The following is an 18865-nucleotide window of genomic DNA, read 5'->3' on the forward strand; positions in this document are numbered from 1 at the left end:
TCAATAAGTCTATGTGTTAAGTCTGGGTTGCTTTGAGGCTTGACGCTCTTGCGTGTTTATGCGTTAAGAGTACTGCCTACAAAACTGCCAGTAAATTAACTAAGTCAATTTTTAGATTAGAACGTTTTGCGTTTACGCTGTTGCTTTATTAAGAAGTATGTCGAATCTGTAATCTAAATCTGCCCGTCGGAACAAGTACATACTCTAGACGATCTGTGGAATGTTGATTTTTTGTATCATGACCCTACATAATGACCATCATATTTTGTAGCAAAAGTATTACAATTTAATATTTTTTAATATAGACTCACCGATTAAGCGAGAATATATCAGCATTAATTCTGATTGTAAGAGAAAAATCCGTGTAAATACGATTTAATATTCATCTTTCCAACTTTTTTATAGAAGGAATCTATATTTTATTGAGAATAGAATTAAATACAATTAATTCAATGTAGAAAAAAGACAAAACTATGCAAAGTATGAACGTGCAATCGCTTTTATAGTTGTATCCAATTATTGATTGTCTAGTTTGTGATTAATGTTATAACTAATTTGGACTTAATAAGAGTAAAAATATCATGATATTAGCTATTAAAAATGCTCTTTCCACAATTGCACCCAAGTTAACTTATGATGTGTTGATTGAAAATCAAGAAGATGGCACTGTCAAAGCTACATTGTTAAGCTTACCAGAATTTCAAGGTTTGGGTGCGACTAAAGAAGAAGCATTAAATAATCTAATTCAACTTTTTCAAGCCAGAAAACCAGAAATAGTAACTTTAGAAATTGAAGCACCGAAAATAGAACATCCTTGGATAAAATTTGCAGGAATGCACAAGGATAATCCTTTTTTTACTGAAGCAATAGAATATATAGAAGATGAAGGTAATGCTTGGGATGTGCTAGAGGCATTAACAGGAACTATTGAAGCACCAAGTGATTGGTCAAGTCAACATGATCACTATTTATATGGTACTTCTAAACATGACAATGAGATCATAGAATGAATCTCAAAACACAATATTTTTAGCATTTTATTTCTTGACCTCATTTACTTGTAGTCTTGTCAAAGGAGGACGTTCTGCTACCGAAATACCACGAGGTTCTTCTATATGATAATTTATTTGATTAATAACACTTTCTTCTAACAGATCATAGATAAAATGATGAGGGTTTTTACGCTTTATTAATTCTAAACCGTGACGATAAACTCCACACGCTGATACATCATTTAAAATCCGATTGTGAATAATTCTTGTCCATTCAGGTGCAGTTATCATTAATTGAGGCACAACATTAATAAATGCTGTAATTTGTTTTTCCATATCAAAAGATTCCAGAAAATGAATTAAGCTAAACATCACTTCTGGCTGTTGACATTGATCATCTAAAATTAGATGATAGGCAGATAAATTATTTTCATCAGGATTTTCAGCTATTTCAGCTAAAGCATTTTCAAAATTTGTAACTTGTTCTTCTGTTTTGCATTAAGCGATTTTCTTGCAAGGTTGCCAATAAATTATTTTGATTCATTGTTTTGTCCCTTATTTCTCAAAAATCCATGGCCAAGTAGATTTATTCTGTCTGATTAATGTTTGCAAACTTTCCCTGATTTATCTATTATACAAACCTTGACGACGATAAATACAACGTACATCCCAAATTTCTTGTGCTAATGCTTCTCTGGACGATAGGTTTAAATTAGGGCGTTTACCGTAAGACATTGTTTGCCGATGACGACCTCCTTTTCCTGGTGATAAATGTTCCATCATAATGGCATATCCTTGATCTGTTGTATAACCTGGAACTTTGGCTTTCATAAAAGCATCCGCAGGTATATGATGAGGTTTGAGGTTATCACCTCTATGTCCCTGTTTGATTAAGTCTCCATAAGTGCCTACAATTCCTTCTCCTGGAAGCAGTTGAGGTTGATTATTAATAATCTATTTACTCCTGTTTAGCTATTTCTATTATTTAGTATTTTGATTATAAAGGAAGTCGGGTAATAAGTAAATTGTCTGAATCAGGATATCCAGGATTAGAGGATTAACAGGATGTTTTTTAGGAAATATATGTTGTAAATAATAGAAAATATATTTTTCTCTAAATCATAATTTATAATCATTAAATATTCACAGAAAATCTACAAATTGCAATCCTGTACATCCTAAAATCCTGGTTATCCTGATTCAGACAACCACAACAAATAATCTACAAATAGTGAAAATGTAACTTTACCTATTTGTTAATAACTAAAAACTTAAGAGGAATATTATTAGCTTCCCAGTATTCCTTGGCTGAATTTAAAAATGTTTGTTTGCTATTATTTTTTTACCATCAAGATAAAAAAACTTTTGTTTCTGGTTGTGCAGCTATTTGTCCCACTGTTTTATGGATGTTTTGTTTAATGTTTATTGGTAAAGTATTGAGAATGTTATTCATATATTTATTAGTAGGAAAATATCTGAATCAGGATACTCAGGATTAAAGGATTAACAGGATGATACAATAGATTATTGTTAATAACATCCTGTTAATCTTCAAATTTTGTCAATTCTGATCCAGACTATGATAATTCCCAAATCCTAATAGTACCGTCACCATTAGATGCAAAATGTATAAATTAGATTTTATTTGTTAATACATAGCTTAACAGTAGTATTATTACGATTATTACGTAATCAATAGCTATAAACAGGGTCTAGCATTGCTAAACCCTTACGAATATAGAGAATTTCTCTAATCAATCTTTGCCCTAATACCCCCCATCCGCTAAACTCAGAAGTGCTGCGTTAATCCTGATCATGTCCGACTCCCAAACCGTAAGTGCTGCTGTTGCGAAACTCTACGATACCTATCCATTCCCCCCAGAACCGATACTTGATGAACCACCCCCTGGTTATAATTGGCGTTGGAATTGGTTAGCCGCTTACAACTTCTGCACGGGGAGAAAACCACAAAGGCAGGATATCCGCATTTTAGATGCTGGTTGTGGTTCAGGTGTGGGGACGGAATATTTAGTACATCTCAACCCCCACGCGCAGGTAGTCGGTATTGATTTAAGTGCTGGTACATTAGAAGTTGCTAAAAAACGCTGTCAAAGTTCTGGTGCTGACCGTGTAGAATTCCATCATCTGAGTTTGTATGATGTGGAACAGCTACCAGGAGAATTTGATTTAATTAATAGTGTCGGTGTATTACATCACTTACCAGATCCGATTCGCGGTATCCAAGCTTTAGCGAAAAAACTCGCACCTGGTGGTTTGATGCACATTTTTGTGTATGGGGAATTGGGACGCTGGGAAATTCAACTCATGCAAAAAGCGATCGCACTCCTCCAAGGTAACAAAAAAGGCGACTACCGCGATGGAGTTCAAGTTGGAAGACAAATATTTGCTTCCCTACCAGAAAATAATAGAATTGTTAAACGTGAAACAGAACGTTGGGCAATGGAAAATCAGCGGGATGAATGTTTTGCGGATATGTATGTACATCCCCAGGAAACTGATTACAACATTGATACACTATTTAAATTAATTGATGCTTCCGGGTTAGAATTTGTGGGTTTCTCTAATCCTGGATTTTGGCAATTAGAAAAGCTTCTAGAAAAAGCACCAAATTTAATTGAACGAGCAGAAAAATTGAGCCAAAGAGAGCGTTATCGCCTGATAGAATTACTAAACCCAGAAGTCACCCATTACGAATTTTTTCTCAGTCGTCCCCCCCTAAGCAAAACCGACTGGTCAGCAGATAACACATTATTAGCAGCAACCCCCGAACTTAACCCTTGCATAGATGGTTTCCCTAGTCAATGTTTATTTAATTATGATTACCAAATTGTTAACTTGTCACCAGCCGAGTTTGAATTTATGCAAAAATGTGATAGTCATGCCACAGTGGCTGACATTTTAGCCCAAATCGAGCTAGACTTAAACGGAGTCAGACATCTCATCAAACAACAACTACTCTTACTAACCCCCGCTTCATGAAAGAAATCAGTAATAAGTAATTCTGTTGCCAATGACCAATGCCAAGAAGTTAATTGTTTTTTCCTAAAGTATTGTTACCGGATCGTGATATGATTCAGCTGACTGAATGTGCAGTCATCATATTCCGCTTTACTGGTTTCAAGTCCTGTGAGCTTGTCAGAAGAATCAATTGCACCGACTCCGACAACCCAACAAGATGCTCAACCTGGTTTTGAAAACACAGAACCAGTAGACTCTTCCATGCAAGACTTCTATCAACTCTATCAGGAGTTGTTAGTAATCACACTTGTTCTGACAGGGGTTATTTTCATCTCTGTATGGATTGCCTATTCAGTAAACATCGCCCTGAATTATTTATTAGGAGCGTGTGCAGGTGTGCTTTACTTGAGGATGTTGGCAAAAGATGTTGAGCGTTTGGGCAGAGAGAAACAATCACTGAGTAAAACTCGGTTAGCTTTATTAGTAGGAATGATTCTACTAGCCTCGCGGTTGGATCAACTGCAAATACTGCCCATCTTTTTGGGATTTCTCACCTACAAAGCCACGCTCATCATCTACGTAGTTAGGGTGGCGTTTATCTCTGACTCACCCTCTGGGTTGGCAGCAGATCCTGGGGAAAACCCCCCAAGACCGAGCTAAATCACCCTCTGGGTTCGCAGTAGCTCCTGGGGGAAACCCCAAGACCGCACTGAATTACCAAAACTGCGGCAACCTTAACAAGGCTCCTCCTCTCCAGGTAATATTGGAGAAATGATTGAATTGGAAAGAAAATGCTGAATTTTCTGAATTTCTACTCTGTTCCACTTGCCGAATTGGAAGTGGGAAAACATCTGTACTGGCAAATAGGTAACTTAAAGCTACATGGCCAGGTGTTTCTCACTTCATGGTTTGTTATTGGTGTGCTAGTACTGGTTTCCGTCTTGGCAAGCAGTAACATCAAAAGAATTCCCAGTGGGCTACAGAACCTGATGGAGTATGCCCTGGAATTCATTCGAGATTTGGCTAAAAACCAGATTGGCGAAAAAGAATATCGCCCTTGGGTGCCATTTGTCGGCACTTTGTTTTTGTTCATTTTTGTGTCAAATTGGTCAGGGGCGCTAGTTCCTTTTAAGCTAATTCATCTGCCAGAAGGTGAGCTAACCGCACCAACAAGCGACATCAACACAACGGTTGCCTTAGCTTTGTTGACATCCTTAGCGTATTTTTATGCTGGGTTCAGCAAAAAGGGTTTAGGGTATTTTGGCAACTACGTGCAACCAGTTTCGTTTATGTTGCCATTCAAAATTATTGAAGATTTCACCAAACCCCTGTCCCTAAGCTTCCGTTTATTCGGTAACATTTTAGCTGATGAACTGGTGGTAGGAGTGCTAGTGCTGCTAGTACCCTTGTTCGTACCTTTACCAGTAATGGCCTTGGGACTATTTACCAGCGCCATTCAAGCACTAATTTTTGCCACCTTAGCTGCTGCTTACATCGGTGAAGCGATGGAAGATCATCATGGTGGTGAAGAGCATGAAGGACATCATTAAGTCCTTCAGAAAATAGTCACGTTCAGGTGACAGTTGACAGAAAACTAGTGACAGTTGACAGAAAATAGTCAACAGTGAACAGTAAACGGTCAACAGTCAACCCGAAACTGACAAACGACAACTACAAGACCCATTCGACTCAGTAAAGAAAGGAAAAAATATCATGGATCCATTAGTTTCTGCTGCTTCCGTTTTAGCTGCTGCTCTTGCTGTTGGTTTGGCTGCAATCGGCCCTGGTATTGGTCAAGGTAACGCAGCAGGACAAGCTGTTGAAGGTATTGCTCGTCAGCCAGAAGCTGAAGGCAAAATTCGCGGTACATTGCTGTTGAGCTTGGCATTCATGGAAGCGTTAACCATCTATGGTCTAGTAGTTGCTCTAGTACTACTGTTTGCTAACCCCTTCGCATAATCAGTCATGAGTGCTGAGTAACGAGTGCTGAGTAAAAACAAGTTAAGAGTTGGGAGTTTAACAAAGATAACTCAAAACTAGTAACTCAGGACTCAGTACTCAGTACTCAGGACTCAGCACTAAAATAGTAGATAGGAATAAGCAAACATGACACACTGGATCACCTTATTGGCTGTAGAAGAAGTTGCCAAAGAAGGGGGTTTGTTTGATCTAGATGCTACCCTGCCTTTGATGGCAATCCAGTTTCTAATCTTAGCCCTAATATTGAACGCAACTCTTTACAAGCCCTTGGGAAATGCCATTGATGGACGGAATGAATACATCCGTAGCAATCAATTAGAAGCCCAAGAACGTTTGTCGAAAACAGAAAAATTGGCACAGCAATATGAGCAGGATCTAGCAGGAGCTAGACGGCAAGCACAAACAATAGTTGCTGAAGCTCAAGCCGAAGCTCAAAAAATCGCTGGTCAGAAAATGGCCGCAGCGCAACAGGAAGCCCAGGCACAACGAGAACAAGCCGCTGGAGAAATTGAGCAGCAAAAACAACAAGCTTTAGCTTCCTTGGAAACACAAGTTGATGCTCTCAGTCGCCAAATGCTAGAAAAGCTTTTAGGAGCCGATTTAGTTAACCAGCGCTAACTCACAAAATAGTTATTGGTCATTAGTCATTAGTCATTAGTCGTTAAGTAAGACAACTGATAACTGACAACTGACAAAAATTTTTGGCAGCGCAGTTGTGGATAGAAAATCATGGGGACTTTTTTACTGTTGATGGCCGAATCTAGCGCCATCGGAGGTGAATTGGCAGAAGGAGGGTTTAGTCTAAACACAAATATTTTAGACACTAACCTGATTAACCTGGCCATTATTATTACTGTGCTGTTTGTCTTTGGGCGGAAAGTTGTAGGTAATATCCTCAAAACTCGTCGAGACAATATTGAAACAGCAATTAAGAGTGCAGAGCAAAGAGCTAAGGATGCAGCCGAAAAACTTAAAGAGGCGCAGCAAAACCTAGATCGAGCTACCGCAGAAGCTGAAAGAATTAAAAAATCAGCCCAAGAAAATGCCCAAGCTGCTAAAGAAGCTATCTTGGCACAAGCTGCTATAGATATTGACCGTATGCAGGAAGCAGGGGCGGCTGACTTGAGTGCAGAACTAGATAGAGCGATCGCTCAATTACGTCAAAAAGTAGTTGCTCAAGCACTGCAAAAAGTCGAAGCCCAACTAAAGAGCGGAATTGCTGACGATGCTCAACAAGTTTTAATTGAACGCAGCATCGCACAATTGGGAGGAAATGTATGAGAAGTAATGCAGCAACAGCCGAAATAGCCCAGCCCTACGCCCAGGCACTGTTGTCGCTAGCGCAATCCAAAAACTTAACAGAAGATTTTGGTACAGATGCGCGTACTTTCCTCGGCTTATTGGCAGGCAGCAAAGAGCTAGAAAGCTATTTGAGCAACCCCTTTACTCAGGCTGAAAACAAGAAGAATCTGCTCAAACAAGTACTTGGGGAAGGCGTTAGCCCTTACCTACGTAATTTTTTGTTGCTGTTAGTTGACAGACGACGTATTTCTTGCTTGGAAGCAATTTTGCAGCAGTATTTGGTACTGTTGCGCCAGCTAAATCAAACTGTATTAGCAGAAGTTACTTCTGCGGTAGCTTTGACAGAAGCTCAACAGCAAGCAATTACAGAAAAAGTAATCGCTATCACCAATGCTCGCCAGGTAGAACTGGAAACCAAGATAGATAACGAGTTGATTGGTGGTGTGATTATCAAAGTGGGTTCTCAGGTAATTGATGCTAGTTTGCGCGGTCAACTACGTCGCCTTTCCCTAAGCTTAAACAGTAACTAAATTGGGGACTGGGTAAGATTTTACCAATCACCAATCACCATTAACTTCTTCCGTCTCGAAAGAAAACTAAAAGCACAGACATAATGAGCATTTCCATTAGACCTGACGAAATCAGTAACATTATCCAACAACAAATCGAGCAATACGACCAAGAGGTTAAAGTTGCTAACGTTGGTACTGTTCTCCAAGTTGGTGACGGTATTGCCCGTATCTATGGCTTGGAAAAAGCTATGGCTGGGGAACTATTAGAATTTGAAGATGGCACAATTGGTATCGCCCAAAACTTAGAAGAAGATAACGTTGGTGCGGTATTAATGGGTGAAGGCCGGGAAATTCAAGAAGGTAGCTCTGTAACTGCTACTGGTAGAATTGCTCAGGTTCCTGTAGGTGAAGCCTTAGTTGGTCGCGTTGTCGATGCTTTGGGTCGCCCCATTGATGGTAAAGGTGATTTAAAAACCTCTGAAACCCGTTTGATTGAATCCCCAGCACCTGGGATTATTGCCCGGAAGTCTGTACACGAACCAATGCAAACCGGGATCACCGCTATTGACTCGATGATTCCCATCGGTCGTGGTCAACGGGAATTGATCATTGGTGACCGTCAAACTGGTAAAACAGCGATCGCTATTGACACCATCATCAACCAAAAAGGTGAAGATGTCGTTTGCGTTTATGTTGCCATCGGTCAAAAAGCTTCCACCGTTGCTAACGTAGTTCAAACATTACAACAAAAAGGCGCAATGGACTACACCGTAGTTGTAGCCGCTAACGCCAGTGACCCAGCCACCTTACAATACCTTGCTCCCTACACAGGCGCAACAATTGCTGAGTACTTTATGTACAAAGGCAAAGCAACCTTAGTAATTTACGATGACCTTTCTAAGCAAGCCCAGGCTTATCGCCAAATGTCCTTGCTACTACGTCGTCCACCAGGACGGGAAGCATATCCCGGAGACGTATTCTACATCCACTCTCGCTTGTTAGAACGTGCCGCTAAATTGAGCGATGAATTGGGTAAAGGCAGCATGACCGCCTTACCAATTATCGAAACCCAAGCAGGTGACGTATCCGCATACATTCCTACCAACGTAATTTCTATCACCGACGGTCAGATTTTCTTGTCTTCTGACTTGTTCAACTCTGGTATCCGTCCCGCTGTAAACCCCGGTATTTCAGTATCCCGTGTAGGTTCTGCGGCACAAACCAAGGCAATGAAAAAAGTTGCCGGTAAGATTAAGTTGGAATTAGCGCAGTTTGATGACTTGCAAGCTTTCGCACAATTTGCTTCTGACTTAGATAAAGCCACCCAAGATCAATTAGCACGCGGTGTCCGCTTACGGGAACTTCTCAAGCAGCCCCAAAACGACCCACTTTCTGTAGCAGAACAAGTAGCAATTCTTTACGCTGGTATTAATGGTTATTTGGATGACATTGCTGTTAACAAAGTAACCGTTTTTGCTAAAGGTTTACGTGATTATTTGAAGACAGTGAACACTGCATATTTCCAAGCAGTACAAAGCAAGAAAGTACTAGGTGACGAAGAAGAAACAGCCTTGAAGGCAGCGTTAACCGAGTTCAAGAAGACCTTCCAAGCAGCAGCGTAATCAAGGAGTCAGGAGTCAGGAGTCAGAAGTAAGACTATTCCTGCCTTCTGAATCCTGAGTTCTCAATTCTGAATTCTTGTAGAATATTATGGCTAATCTCAAAGCAATACGCGATCGCATTCAGTCGGTCAAAAACACCAAAAAAATCACAGAAGCCATGCGGCTGGTTGCTGCGGCTAGAGTACGTCGCGCCCAAGAACAGGTAATTGCTACCCGTCCCTTTGCTGACCGCTTGGCTCAAGTCTTATTTGGCTTACAAACCCGTCTACGGTTTGAAGATGTAGATCTACCACTACTGAAAAAACGCGAAGTTAAATCAGTCGGTTTGTTGGTTATTACTGGCGACCGTGGTTTGTGCGGTGGTTACAATAGTAATGTTATCCGCAGGGCAGAAAATCGCGCCAAGGAACTGAAGGCAGAAGGTGTAGACTACAGATTTGTAACTGTTGGACGCAAAGCCACTCAATACTTCCAACGTCGCAATCAGCCTATTGATGGTACCTACAGCGGTTTAGAACAAATTCCCACCGCAGCAGAAGCTACCAATATTGCAGACGAACTACTTTCTTTGTTTCTCTCAGAAAAAGTAGACAGAATTGAGCTAGTTTATACCAAATTTGTATCTTTGGTTAGCTCTCGTCCCGTCGTGCAAACCTTACTCCCTTTTGATACCCAAGGTTTAGAAGCAGCAGATGACGAAATCTTCCGCTTAACTACCCGTGGTGGTCAATTCCAAGTAGAACGGGAGAAAATGGTCAGCCAAGCCCGTGTTTTGCCTCGTGATATGATTTTCGAGCAAGACCCTGTACAAATTCTTGATTCTTTGTTGCCATTGTATCTGAGTAATCAGTTATTGCGATCGCTCCAAGAATCAGCAGCTAGTGAATTAGCAGCACGGATGACAGCAATGAGTAACGCCAGTGAAAACGCCGGTGAATTAATCAAAAGCTTGTCATTGTCTTACAACAAAGCCCGTCAAGCAGCCATTACCCAGGAACTCCTAGAAGTTGTGGGTGGTGCAGAGGCTTTAACTTAATTTGGTAATAGGTGATTGGTAATGGGTAATTGTTAAATGAACCAGAGCCAATCATCAATTATTATCAGTTATTAATAATAATTAAATTTAAATTTATGCTCTATCTTTAACAACAAATTTAATAATTATGGAACAATTTATGAATGCAAATATTATCTAATTTTATCATAATTTCCCTCAACTCAATTAACTGATAGTAAACCAATTTTCAATTACCAGATCCTCAAAATCATGAAAATCTGCCACATTATTTGTTACTAAGATCAAGTCGTTGCAGAAGGCAATACTCGCAATTTGTCCATCAATAAAAGCAGGTGTTTTACCAATTTTTGATAATCTATCCCTTTCCTGCGCGTGCCATTTTGCAGCATTGAGATCATAATCCAACACAGGCAAATCTAATACAGAATCTTGAATGTATTTCCATAAAGAATCCTTGCGTTTAGAAAGTGGTAAACGCCAACAGCCATAAAGGATTTCATGAACAACAAGACTTGCTACTGCTACTTCTGAACGATAGCGATTTAATTGATCTAAAACCTGAGTATTGGGAATTGGCCGACTCGGTTCTGAGATAATATTAGAGTCTAGTAAAAAGCGAACTGTCATAAATCAATCTCGCGTCCTGGACTACGATCTCTAAGATTTGCAAAATCTTCATCTGTAAATTCAATACCTTCTCTTTCAATTGTTTCTCTAAACCTTAAAACCCCTTGCCAAAAACTATCTCCCTTATTCTGTAACGGTTTTTCTTCTACTTGTTCCTTTATTTTTGACAACTGAGACTCAAGTACATTAAGCAGAGAAGTTTTATCTTCTACAGATAAATCATCCAGAGATTTAATAATTTCTTGTAATGTCATTTTCCACCCTCATCAATAATAATAAATACTTTTATTATTAACTGAATTAATTACCAAATTATTTGGATATTAAACAAGTTAATTTTGGAATCACAAGTTACCAAAGGTAAATTCAAATAAAAGGCCGTAGCAGTAATAATCCGATCTACCATTTCTGGAACAATATTCCTGGGAATTTGTGTAATTGTTTGAGCAACTTCTAAATTTAGGGCGATTACAGACCATCCAGTATTACTATTTGCTAAAATTTCAATTAATTTTTGTAATGCTGTTTCTGGTATTTTGCCTTTTTCCTGTAAGTAAATAATTTCAATAATCGAAATAGAAGGTATATAAATTGAATCTGCTTGATCAATTGCTGTTAATGCTGCATTTGATAATTTTGGAGATTTTAGAAAATACCAAATAATAGCATGAGTATCTAATACAATAGCTTTCATAATTCAATATCCCTGGGAAATTTAGCCCACATTTCTTGGCGAATTTCTGTAATATCTTGTTCTGTAATATTTATATCCAAGTCACTCCATAACCCGTAAAAACTAGGACGTGGGTTTTTTGGTGGTAATTTATGTTTGAGAAATTGAATAAAATCTAAAACTTCTTGTTGTTTATCGGTTGGTAATTCTCGCAGGTTTTCTAAAACTGCTTGTTCAATGGTCATAGTTTCACCTCTACTACTAGGCTATGATTCTATTATAAATGACATCAGCATTAATTTTTATTTTCTCCTCCATTGTTGATATCAATTCCTAATATTTCCAATTGTTGATTTATCCAATCTGTAGCTGTTACTTCATCGGTTTCTATCGCTTTTTCTACTCCTATTTTAGCAATTTCTAGTAGTTGTTTGGATTGTTCACGCTTTTGGTGAGATTCTTCAACTTTGGTTCTAATTTTTTTCTGTACTGATTCAGGCGCATTCCAAACTAAAAATTGACTAATTTCATTAGGGTATAATTCAATTTGTCCTGATGAACCTTTAAAATGTTTTTCAACCTGTAGCTTTCCAATAATACTATTGAGGTAAATAGACAGATAAACCGAGTCAAGTAAATCAGTTCTGAGAATAGTTACGTGATTATCTGGTAAAGCTGGTTGTTGATAAAGATAAGGCGCACAGCGTCCAATTGTACCGACACCTGTACCATTAATTAAAACATCATCAGTATGAATTATGAGTGGATTATCAGTTTCTGGAAAATAAGCATAGCGATTATCTGTCAGAATTACTTTACCTTCTCGAACGTACTTAGAATTAACAACAGGTAAACCCAACTTATTGTCATCTTCAGATTCAATATATATGGGTTGTTTTCCTCGTTGATTAAGGTTAAGTAAATCACCAAGTCTAGTTAATTCAACTTTCTCCTTGAGTCTTTCAGTCAGTTCATCATATTTTGGTTGGTAATACTCAGCATCAAGGCGACCAGAAGACAAAAAAGACTCTTTAAAACTCTTGATAGCAATAGTTTCTTTAGTGGGTTGCCAGTCTTTTAAGTTCAGTTCTGATAACAGTAAATCCTCAGCTTGTTCATAGAAATCTTTTGAAGATTTTTTCTCTTTCAAAGAAATGTCAATCAATGATTTTATTTTGAATTGAAATTTGTTATTTAAAAGAGGTATAGGTATTAATCTGACTTTATTTAATGGTAATCCTTGCTGAACCATGCCAGAAGAATTTCTAATAACCCAATCATAACCAATCTTTGAATTTAAGTAAGTTAAGAGATATTCTGGAATGATTGAGGTATTTAGATTAAGCTCTATTCTGGCAATATCTTGGTCTATATTCGCTGGTAAAATATCATTTTTGACAATAGAGCAACATCCTACTGTCCCACGATTAGCGAGGAGAATATCATTCTCGTGAAGAGAAGATCGTTTATTTTTGTCATCTACCCATTTAGCTAATCCATCTGCGCCAATTTTATCTGTAAACCAGTTTTTTGTATTTTTAGCCGTTATATGAGAAATATTTGATGTTTCATCTACTTCATGATAACCATGCTGACCATCAGTGATGAATGCAATATCGCCAAGAATGATATTTTTAAATTTCTTTCTTTGATGATATTCGTGCAAATATTGTTTTTTGAAGAAATCACTATCCACTCTAAAAGAAATATTTTCTTTCAAAGCTTCACTTAAACTTAATTCAACCGCTTCTAGCCCATCCATTAACTTCTGATACTTCACAGCATTAAACGGCGCAACAGATGGGCTTAACTTAAAAAAACTGAAATTCTCCTTTTTTGCAAACTCAATAAACGCCTCAGCAATACCATCTTGCGTCTTTCCTTCATGATTAAATAAATCATGATCAATAATCAAATGACCGTGATCATCTAACAAATATTCACCCGAACTATCAGACTTTTTAACATAAATTTTTTCACCCGAATTATCCTTACCTGATTTTTGCATCGTGGCAAAAAAGATATTGTAATCATCCTGGCGAGGACATAACGCGCCTACTTTTGGATCATCATTCCATTTTTGCACCAACAATACCGAAGTTTTAGTTCCCGTATGGGGTTTAAAAGTATTTCCATGTAACCCAACTACTGCCAAAATTCGGCAACGTTCCGCAATAAAATCACGGATATTTTTATCAGAAGAATTATTAAAACGTCCTTGAGGTAAAACAATTGCCATTCTGCCCCCAGGCTTTAAAAAATCCAGATTGCGTTCAATAAATAAAATATCTCTCCCGACTTTAGTTTCCCATTTACCATTAGCCTTTTTAGCTAAATCATAATGGTTAATAATGCGAGTTTCTTTAATATCTCCAGCAAAAGGAGGATTTGCCATCAACACATCAAACTGAAATTCTCGATAGTCTTTACTATCTTTTGGTCGTTGCCGTTTTAAACGTTTGAATCCAGCATTATAAATATCATCCCACTCCTCCTGTCCTGTTATTTCATCCCACATTTCATAATCCAGGGTATTCAAATGCAAAACATTTGTTTCACCATCTCCAGCAATCAAATTCAACGTCCGCGCTACCCTTACCGCTTTTTCATCAAAGTCAATTGCAAATACTTGTTCTTGCACATATTCTCTACATCGTGGTGGCTTCTCTTCCAGTGAAAACAAATGACTTGCTGATAAACCTTCATCCTCCAAAATTTGCCGCCACACATGAAAAATTGTATGCACTGGAAACCCCGAAGAACCCGCAGCCGTATCAATCATGTATTCATCCTCTTGAGGATTTAGCATCTTGACACACATATCAATTACATAACGAGGGGTGAAAAATTGTCCTTTTTCTCCCTTACTACTTTTATTAATCAAATATTCAAAAGCTTCATCAACTACATCCAAATTAGAGTTAAATAGCTTTACATCTTCTAAAGAAGAAATACAAATTGAAAGATGAGAAGGAGAGAGGCTAATTTTCGCATCTTCACTAAAAACTCCTTCCCACTTTTTCTTAGCCTTATCAAATAAATCTTGAATTTTTGTTTTGAGTGCGGCTTCTGTTTGTCCTGTATTGCGAAACTCCATCATCCGAGTTGTACGGCGGTTTCCTTGACCAGAATACCACTCATCATAGAGTTTAGTAAAAATTAGCTTAAACAGTTCCTCAAATACATCTACCCCAGCATTTGCTAATACCTCATCTTCCATTTCTTCGACTATGGTTTTGAGAGATTTATTCTGTTTTATTAATTTGTCATTAGCAATCAAATCTTCTAGTGTGAACTTAATTTGCAGAATATCAGCTAAAGTTTGATTAGCATTAGGTAAACCGGAAAGTTCTTCAAAATAGTTAGGATCTTTTCGCTGGTAATAAGAAATTTGATCGCCATTTGTCCAAATAGCAATAGGCGCACCTGTAGCGTGACAATAAGATCGTAATTGTTCTTTACCGTCCTTGAGTTTCGGTTTTTTTACCTCCACCAGCATATAGACTGTATTTAACCGATCTTTGTCCATGACGACAATATCAGCCCGTTTCACCTCGCGCCCAAAATTTACCCCATACTCTACTTGAATCCGATTAAGGGGATAGTAAAAACGTTCTGTTAAAACCCGCAGATATAGTTGTCGAATTGCTTCCTCTGGTGTAAGTTTAATCTCCTTTTTGCGAACTAAACAAACGGTGTAGGGTGTTTCGCCACTTTTGGTAGACTTGAGGATAATTGACTGTTCTAGCTGTGCAATTTCTTCAGCAGTAAATTGAGAGAGTCTGTAATTTGAATCTTTGAGAATATCGGCTAATTTCATGAATTAAATACTTAAGAGTCTGAGAATTATAAAAATAGGTTACAGAACTTGAATTAGTGTATATACAATATGCTATGCAAGGTCATGAACCTGATTAGTATCATTGTCTGGGACAATTTCACCATAAAATAAAACATTTCTTTATAATGTTGCAAAAAAAATTCATACTCAAAATAAATTTTTATTTTTATCCAATTCAATTAGTTAAAAAATAATTATTCAGAGTTTCTTCTAAACTAATTAGACACTTGTTGATCCCCCCTAACCCCCCTTTTTAAGCTACCGTGTACACACAAGTGATCTGATTACCTAAAACAAGCCCTGGCGATTATAAATCACTAAGAAACAATACTGGTTTTGCCTGTGTAGTTGCGGTTTCTAACCGCCGATTTAATCTTAAATAGGACTTGTGTGTACACCGTAGCCTTTTTAAGGGGGGAACTAGAATCAAAGTCCCCCTTTTGAAGGGGGATTTAGGAGGATCTGAAATGTTTTGCTACACCAAGAAGGACTTTTCAAACAGCTTCTAATATTTAATCTTTATTTAATTTTGATTGGATTGAATTATTTTCTATAATTCCCACTAAAACTCTCATCAAACCTTCTAAATCATCAGGTAGCGAATAAATAGTAATATCTTCAGTGATTTGTTTTGCTTCCACATCTAATATTCCAAAACGCCACACATCACCTGTTGTTACAGCCCCATAGTGAAATTCTTGTTCTTCTATTTGAGAAAAAGCAATTAATTCTGTAGCAAGTTGAGTAAATCCTCTAGTTAAATCGTCGTTTTTTGCTTCTATAACTAACAAATTATGTTCTGCACGTAGTAAATAATCCAGATTACCTTTTAACCATTTACTAACAACTAGTGGGTATTCTATTCTTAACTGACAATCACAATAATATGTAGCAACTTCTATTAAAATCGGTGCTACTAAAGTTTCTCTTCTGGCTGTTTCACTAGTTAAAGTTACTCGTGTTAATGTGCGTTCAAGGCGATTTTGTAATTCTAATAAGTGATCTAGATGTTTTTCACTTTTTGGAAGTGACAATCTTGATCTAACTAATTTATAGCCTAATTCTGCTAAAATTTCTTCGGGTGGATAGGTCATTTCAAAATATGAACGAAATGTATATTCGCGTTCTTCTTGGAGAATTTTTGGTTTAGTCATAATTTAGTCACTAAATAAATTTCACCTAAGTTGATGTTTGATTTTTTTTTAATTGATCATTATTGAATTTGACTTCTCACCCAATCTCTAAATTCTCTCACTAATTCCAAATATTTTTTACTACCAGAATTTTTCAAGAAATTGGAAATTTCTGTTAAAGGTAAATTAGGAAAAGCTAAACTTTCATCAACAACTATATATTTACCATCTTCTAAAATATTAATAGTAAATACATTACCATCATATCGCCAAATTTCTGGCACACCCATTTCTGCATAAACCGCAAAACGATCTTTTGAACTGCTAGTTTCGTGTTCAGGGGAAGGAGCCATTATTTCTAAATTACCCCGATAATAAGTTAAGCGAAAACGGCTAGTGGTACTGAGTTCATTTAGCAAACTCTCATATGTATGCCAACTAATCCCTGATAAATGGACAATTTCTTGCTGTTGCATCAGACTTTGGCTAGTCATGGCGTATTACTATACCTGTAAACTATCTATCTCTAACTTTAATTTATTCCCAAAATAAAATAGCTATACCTTTTTTTGTCAACTTGCAAAATTGCGTACTATAATAGAAGATGTGAAGCACATGGGGCTTTAACGGTTTCGACAGGTTGGCGAACGCTTCTCTGTGATTCAGGTCGAGAGCGAGTCACCTCTCGGAAATCAAAGACTCGAAAAAAAAGTAAATGCGAACAATATCGTAAAATTTGCTCGTCGGGAAGCTCTAGTAGCAGCCTAAGAAACCTCTTTCAGGTTCGAGCGTCTTTAATTTGACTCCGTTAAGGATTAAAGACCTAACCCCCAACGGATGCTCCAACAAGCGTTCTCTGGTTGGCTTGAAGGCTAAGATTAAATCAGAGCATCCTACGTTCGGGATAATGAACGATTCCCGCCTTGAGGGTCAGAAAGGCTAAACCTGTGAACGAGCGGTGGGTTAATACCCAATTTGGACATGGGTTCGACTCCCATAAGCTCCATTTTAAGAAAAGAACAAGTCCACCTGACACTTTTATGTGTGGGTGGATTTTGTTTTTCTAGGTTGATTTATGCCAATTGTGTGTAAAGTTGCGCCAGATAAATACCGTAGAGACATTCCATAGAACATCTCTACGAGGATTATAGAAAATGCATATTTAAACAGGACTTACGCAAAACATCACGAAAGTGGGGGTAATTCATGAATTACCCCTACGAAAGAATCAGGTTTTTGATTACTTCGTGCATAAGTTCTATTAAATTCGCTTGATGTCTAATCACTCTCGTTTTTAATTAACTTCCCGCAATTTGCGAGTATTATCAACCAAACTTTGAGCAAATTGATCAAATCGTTGAGATAATTTTTCATCCAGTAGTTTACCCTCTGGACTAAATGCACCCCAGGCTTGACCAATAGCTATCTGCTCAATAATTGATTGACAGTGAACCCAGCGGAGGATGATTCTGAGGTCGTTTAAAGCGTTGCTGTTTACTTGGCCACCCAATATACTAATCAAACCAGCTACCTTACCAGATAGCTGATCAAAACTCATTAAATCCAAAGTATTTTTAATAACGCCACTAACACTACCATGATATTCTGGTGTTGCCAAGATTAAACCATCAGCATTAAAAACGGTATCGCGTAACTTCTGCACGTCTGGGTAATCTGGATACTCTTTGGCACCAGTGCAAAAAGGTAAGTGCATTTGCGTTAAATCAAGAATTTCTACTTCTGCACCTAAAGCTGCTACTCGTTGTGCTGCTACTTGTAAGCCTAACTGGGTATAAGATCCGGGTCTTAAACTACCACCAATACCAACAATTTTTACCATAGTTCACCCACTAAAACCAGAATTTCTTAAAAGTCGGAGTCATTACGACTATGATTATAGTAGCGATTGATTGCGTAATATGTCAAATTTTAATTACCGGGAAAAATTTATGTTAATCCCTAGCGCAAACTGGGGAAATCATTAATATCCCTATATTTCAGATAAAAACCTATAATTGGAACTGATGTCAGGACATGGGGCAGATCCAAGGGTCGGGTTTTGCGGGGAAGGAAAAAACCTTTGACCTTTACCCAAAGCAAGTTGAAAGTTTGCAGTATTGACATACAGCAGTTTGTGTAGTTAGGAGGTACAACATCTAAATTCAAACCTATACACAAAGCCAGTT

20 protein-coding genes and 1 other RNA gene are annotated in these 18865 nt (G+C 37.8%); 11 read left to right on the forward strand and 10 right to left on the reverse strand.

The features are described from left to right. The first annotated feature begins 581 nt into the window (after nucleotides 1–581). On the forward strand, nucleotides 582–1010 hold the full coding sequence (locus ACOWPH_RS02700) for a hypothetical protein (RefSeq protein ID WP_015213879.1): 429 nt from the start codon (nucleotides 582–584) through the stop codon (nucleotides 1008–1010). Between the two features lie 27 nt (nucleotides 1011–1037). Here ACOWPH_RS02700 and ACOWPH_RS02705 read toward each other — a convergent pair whose 3' ends face one another. Both ACOWPH_RS02705 and ACOWPH_RS02710 read right to left on the reverse strand, forming a co-directional pair. Continuing rightward, a complete protein-coding gene (locus tag ACOWPH_RS02705; protein ID WP_244887754.1) occupies nucleotides 1038–1442 on the reverse strand; it encodes an Imm30 family immunity protein in 405 nt (134 codons plus the stop codon). 174 nt (nucleotides 1443–1616) lie between these two features. After that, on the reverse strand, nucleotides 1617–1823 hold the full coding sequence (locus ACOWPH_RS02710; RefSeq protein ID WP_242043199.1) for a hypothetical protein: 207 nt from the start codon (nucleotides 1821–1823) through the stop codon (nucleotides 1617–1619). Nucleotides 1824–2807: 984 nt separating this feature from the next. Here ACOWPH_RS02710 and ACOWPH_RS02715 point away from each other — a divergent pair. From ACOWPH_RS02715 to ACOWPH_RS02755, 9 genes are all read left to right on the forward strand, one after another. Then, nucleotides 2808–3992: a class I SAM-dependent methyltransferase gene (locus ACOWPH_RS02715; RefSeq protein ID WP_015213881.1), complete on the forward strand. Its 1185-nt coding sequence runs from the start codon at nucleotides 2808–2810 to the stop codon at nucleotides 3990–3992. A gap of 147 nt (nucleotides 3993–4139) precedes the next feature. Continuing rightward, on the forward strand, nucleotides 4140–4631 hold the full coding sequence (locus ACOWPH_RS02720; RefSeq protein ID WP_096713169.1) for an ATP synthase subunit I: 492 nt from the start codon (nucleotides 4140–4142) through the stop codon (nucleotides 4629–4631). A 131-nt stretch (nucleotides 4632–4762) separates the two neighbouring features. After that, complete coding sequence (gene atpB, locus ACOWPH_RS02725; protein WP_015213883.1) at nucleotides 4763–5521, forward strand: F0F1 ATP synthase subunit A; 759 nt, start codon at nucleotides 4763–4765, stop codon at nucleotides 5519–5521. 163 nt (nucleotides 5522–5684) lie between these two features. After that, nucleotides 5685–5930, forward strand: coding sequence for an ATP synthase F0 subunit C (gene atpE, locus ACOWPH_RS02730; RefSeq protein WP_010994186.1), 246 nt, complete (start codon nucleotides 5685–5687; stop codon nucleotides 5928–5930). A 147-nt stretch (nucleotides 5931–6077) separates the two neighbouring features. After that, a complete protein-coding gene (locus tag ACOWPH_RS02735) occupies nucleotides 6078–6569 on the forward strand; it encodes a F0F1 ATP synthase subunit B' (protein WP_015213884.1) in 492 nt (163 codons plus the stop codon). A 111-nt stretch (nucleotides 6570–6680) separates the two neighbouring features. Continuing rightward, entirely contained in the window at nucleotides 6681–7232 is a 552-nt protein-coding gene (locus tag ACOWPH_RS02740) for a F0F1 ATP synthase subunit B (protein WP_015213885.1), read from the forward strand. After that, nucleotides 7229–7783, forward strand: coding sequence for an ATP synthase F1 subunit delta (atpH, locus tag ACOWPH_RS02745; protein ID WP_015213886.1), 555 nt, complete (start codon nucleotides 7229–7231; stop codon nucleotides 7781–7783). Before ACOWPH_RS02740 ends, atpH begins: the two co-directional genes overlap by 4 nt. Nucleotides 7784–7866: 83 nt before the next feature. Beyond that, nucleotides 7867–9387 carry a F0F1 ATP synthase subunit alpha gene (atpA, locus tag ACOWPH_RS02750; RefSeq protein WP_015213887.1) on the forward strand — a complete coding sequence of 507 codons (1521 nt, stop codon included), beginning with the start codon at nucleotides 7867–7869 and terminating at the stop codon, nucleotides 9385–9387. Nucleotides 9388–9475: 88 nt separating this feature from the next. Further along, nucleotides 9476–10423, forward strand: a complete 948-nt coding sequence (locus ACOWPH_RS02755; RefSeq protein ID WP_015213888.1) for a F0F1 ATP synthase subunit gamma — start codon at nucleotides 9476–9478, stop codon at nucleotides 10421–10423. A 186-nt stretch (nucleotides 10424–10609) separates the two neighbouring features. On the opposite strand, the gene ACOWPH_RS02760 is transcribed toward ACOWPH_RS02755, so the two are convergent. The 7 genes from ACOWPH_RS02760 to ACOWPH_RS02790 all read right to left on the reverse strand — a co-directional run bounded on the left by ACOWPH_RS02760 (nucleotide 10610) and on the right by ACOWPH_RS02790 (nucleotide 17173). Continuing rightward, nucleotides 10610–11032 carry a type II toxin-antitoxin system VapC family toxin gene (locus ACOWPH_RS02760; RefSeq protein WP_015213889.1) on the reverse strand — a complete coding sequence of 141 codons (423 nt, stop codon included), beginning with the start codon at nucleotides 11030–11032 and terminating at the stop codon, nucleotides 10610–10612. Next, complete coding sequence (locus tag ACOWPH_RS02765) at nucleotides 11029–11286, reverse strand: hypothetical protein (RefSeq protein WP_015213890.1); 258 nt, start codon at nucleotides 11284–11286, stop codon at nucleotides 11029–11031. The genes ACOWPH_RS02760 and ACOWPH_RS02765 overlap by 4 nt, the downstream gene beginning before the upstream one ends. Before the next feature lie 50 nt (nucleotides 11287–11336). Next, nucleotides 11337–11726, reverse strand: coding sequence for a type II toxin-antitoxin system VapC family toxin (locus ACOWPH_RS02770; RefSeq protein ID WP_015213891.1), 390 nt, complete (start codon nucleotides 11724–11726; stop codon nucleotides 11337–11339). Continuing rightward, nucleotides 11723–11950 carry a DUF2281 domain-containing protein gene (locus tag ACOWPH_RS02775; protein WP_015213892.1) on the reverse strand — a complete coding sequence of 76 codons (228 nt, stop codon included), beginning with the start codon at nucleotides 11948–11950 and terminating at the stop codon, nucleotides 11723–11725. The genes ACOWPH_RS02770 and ACOWPH_RS02775 overlap by 4 nt, the downstream gene beginning before the upstream one ends. A gap of 50 nt (nucleotides 11951–12000) precedes the next feature. After that, nucleotides 12001–15525 carry an N-6 DNA methylase gene (locus tag ACOWPH_RS02780; protein WP_015213893.1) on the reverse strand — a complete coding sequence of 1175 codons (3525 nt, stop codon included), beginning with the start codon at nucleotides 15523–15525 and terminating at the stop codon, nucleotides 12001–12003. 533 nt (nucleotides 15526–16058) lie between these two features. Beyond that, nucleotides 16059–16700 (reverse strand): hypothetical protein, encoded by a 642-nt coding sequence (locus ACOWPH_RS02785; RefSeq protein WP_015213894.1) that lies wholly within the window; start codon nucleotides 16698–16700, stop codon nucleotides 16059–16061. Between the two features lie 59 nt (nucleotides 16701–16759). Next, a complete protein-coding gene (locus ACOWPH_RS02790; protein ID WP_015213895.1) occupies nucleotides 16760–17173 on the reverse strand; it encodes a hypothetical protein in 414 nt (137 codons plus the stop codon). Nucleotides 17174–17296: 123 nt separating this feature from the next. Here ACOWPH_RS02790 and ssrA point away from each other — a divergent pair. Further along, nucleotides 17297–17688: a transfer-messenger RNA gene (gene ssrA / locus ACOWPH_RS02795) on the forward strand. Between the two features lie 285 nt (nucleotides 17689–17973). Here the strand turns inward: ssrA and ACOWPH_RS02800 are convergent. Continuing rightward, nucleotides 17974–18519 (reverse strand): NADPH-dependent FMN reductase, encoded by a 546-nt coding sequence (locus tag ACOWPH_RS02800; protein ID WP_015213896.1) that lies wholly within the window; start codon nucleotides 18517–18519, stop codon nucleotides 17974–17976. Between the last annotated feature and the right edge of the window lie 346 nt (nucleotides 18520–18865).

This window comes from Anabaena sp. PCC 7938, from assembly GCF_049315035.1.
Taxonomy (GTDB): Bacteria; Cyanobacteriota; Cyanobacteriia; order Cyanobacteriales; family Nostocaceae; genus Anabaena; species Anabaena cylindrica.

Coding starts and splice junctions, on each gene's coding strand:
- ACOWPH_RS02715 (WP_015213881.1), top strand. CDS start 2,808: ATGTCCGACTCCCAAACCGTAAGTGCTGCTGTTGCGAAACTCTACGAT.
- ACOWPH_RS02785 (WP_015213894.1), bottom strand. CDS start 16,700: ATGACTAAACCAAAAATTCTCCAAGAAGAACGCGAATATACATTTCGT.
- ACOWPH_RS02790 (WP_015213895.1), bottom strand. CDS start 17,173: ATGACTAGCCAAAGTCTGATGCAACAGCAAGAAATTGTCCATTTATCA.
- ACOWPH_RS02755 (WP_015213888.1), top strand. CDS start 9,476: ATGGCTAATCTCAAAGCAATACGCGATCGCATTCAGTCGGTCAAAAAC.
- ACOWPH_RS02710 (WP_242043199.1), bottom strand. CDS start 1,823: ATGAAAGCCAAAGTTCCAGGTTATACAACAGATCAAGGATATGCCATT.
- atpE (WP_010994186.1), top strand. CDS start 5,685: ATGGATCCATTAGTTTCTGCTGCTTCCGTTTTAGCTGCTGCTCTTGCT.
- ACOWPH_RS02770 (WP_015213891.1), bottom strand. CDS start 11,726: ATGAAAGCTATTGTATTAGATACTCATGCTATTATTTGGTATTTTCTA.
- atpB (WP_015213883.1), top strand. CDS start 4,763: ATGCTGAATTTTCTGAATTTCTACTCTGTTCCACTTGCCGAATTGGAA.
- ACOWPH_RS02765 (WP_015213890.1), bottom strand. CDS start 11,286: ATGACATTACAAGAAATTATTAAATCTCTGGATGATTTATCTGTAGAA.
- ACOWPH_RS02780 (WP_015213893.1), bottom strand. CDS start 15,525: ATGAAATTAGCCGATATTCTCAAAGATTCAAATTACAGACTCTCTCAA.
- ACOWPH_RS02740 (WP_015213885.1), top strand. CDS start 6,681: ATGGGGACTTTTTTACTGTTGATGGCCGAATCTAGCGCCATCGGAGGT.
- ACOWPH_RS02800 (WP_015213896.1), bottom strand. CDS start 18,519: ATGGTAAAAATTGTTGGTATTGGTGGTAGTTTAAGACCCGGATCTTAT.
- ACOWPH_RS02735 (WP_015213884.1), top strand. CDS start 6,078: ATGACACACTGGATCACCTTATTGGCTGTAGAAGAAGTTGCCAAAGAA.
- ACOWPH_RS02700 (WP_015213879.1), top strand. CDS start 582: ATGATATTAGCTATTAAAAATGCTCTTTCCACAATTGCACCCAAGTTA.
- ACOWPH_RS02760 (WP_015213889.1), bottom strand. CDS start 11,032: ATGACAGTTCGCTTTTTACTAGACTCTAATATTATCTCAGAACCGAGT.
- atpH (WP_015213886.1), top strand. CDS start 7,229: ATGAGAAGTAATGCAGCAACAGCCGAAATAGCCCAGCCCTACGCCCAG.
- ACOWPH_RS02775 (WP_015213892.1), bottom strand. CDS start 11,950: ATGACCATTGAACAAGCAGTTTTAGAAAACCTGCGAGAATTACCAACC.
- atpA (WP_015213887.1), top strand. CDS start 7,867: ATGAGCATTTCCATTAGACCTGACGAAATCAGTAACATTATCCAACAA.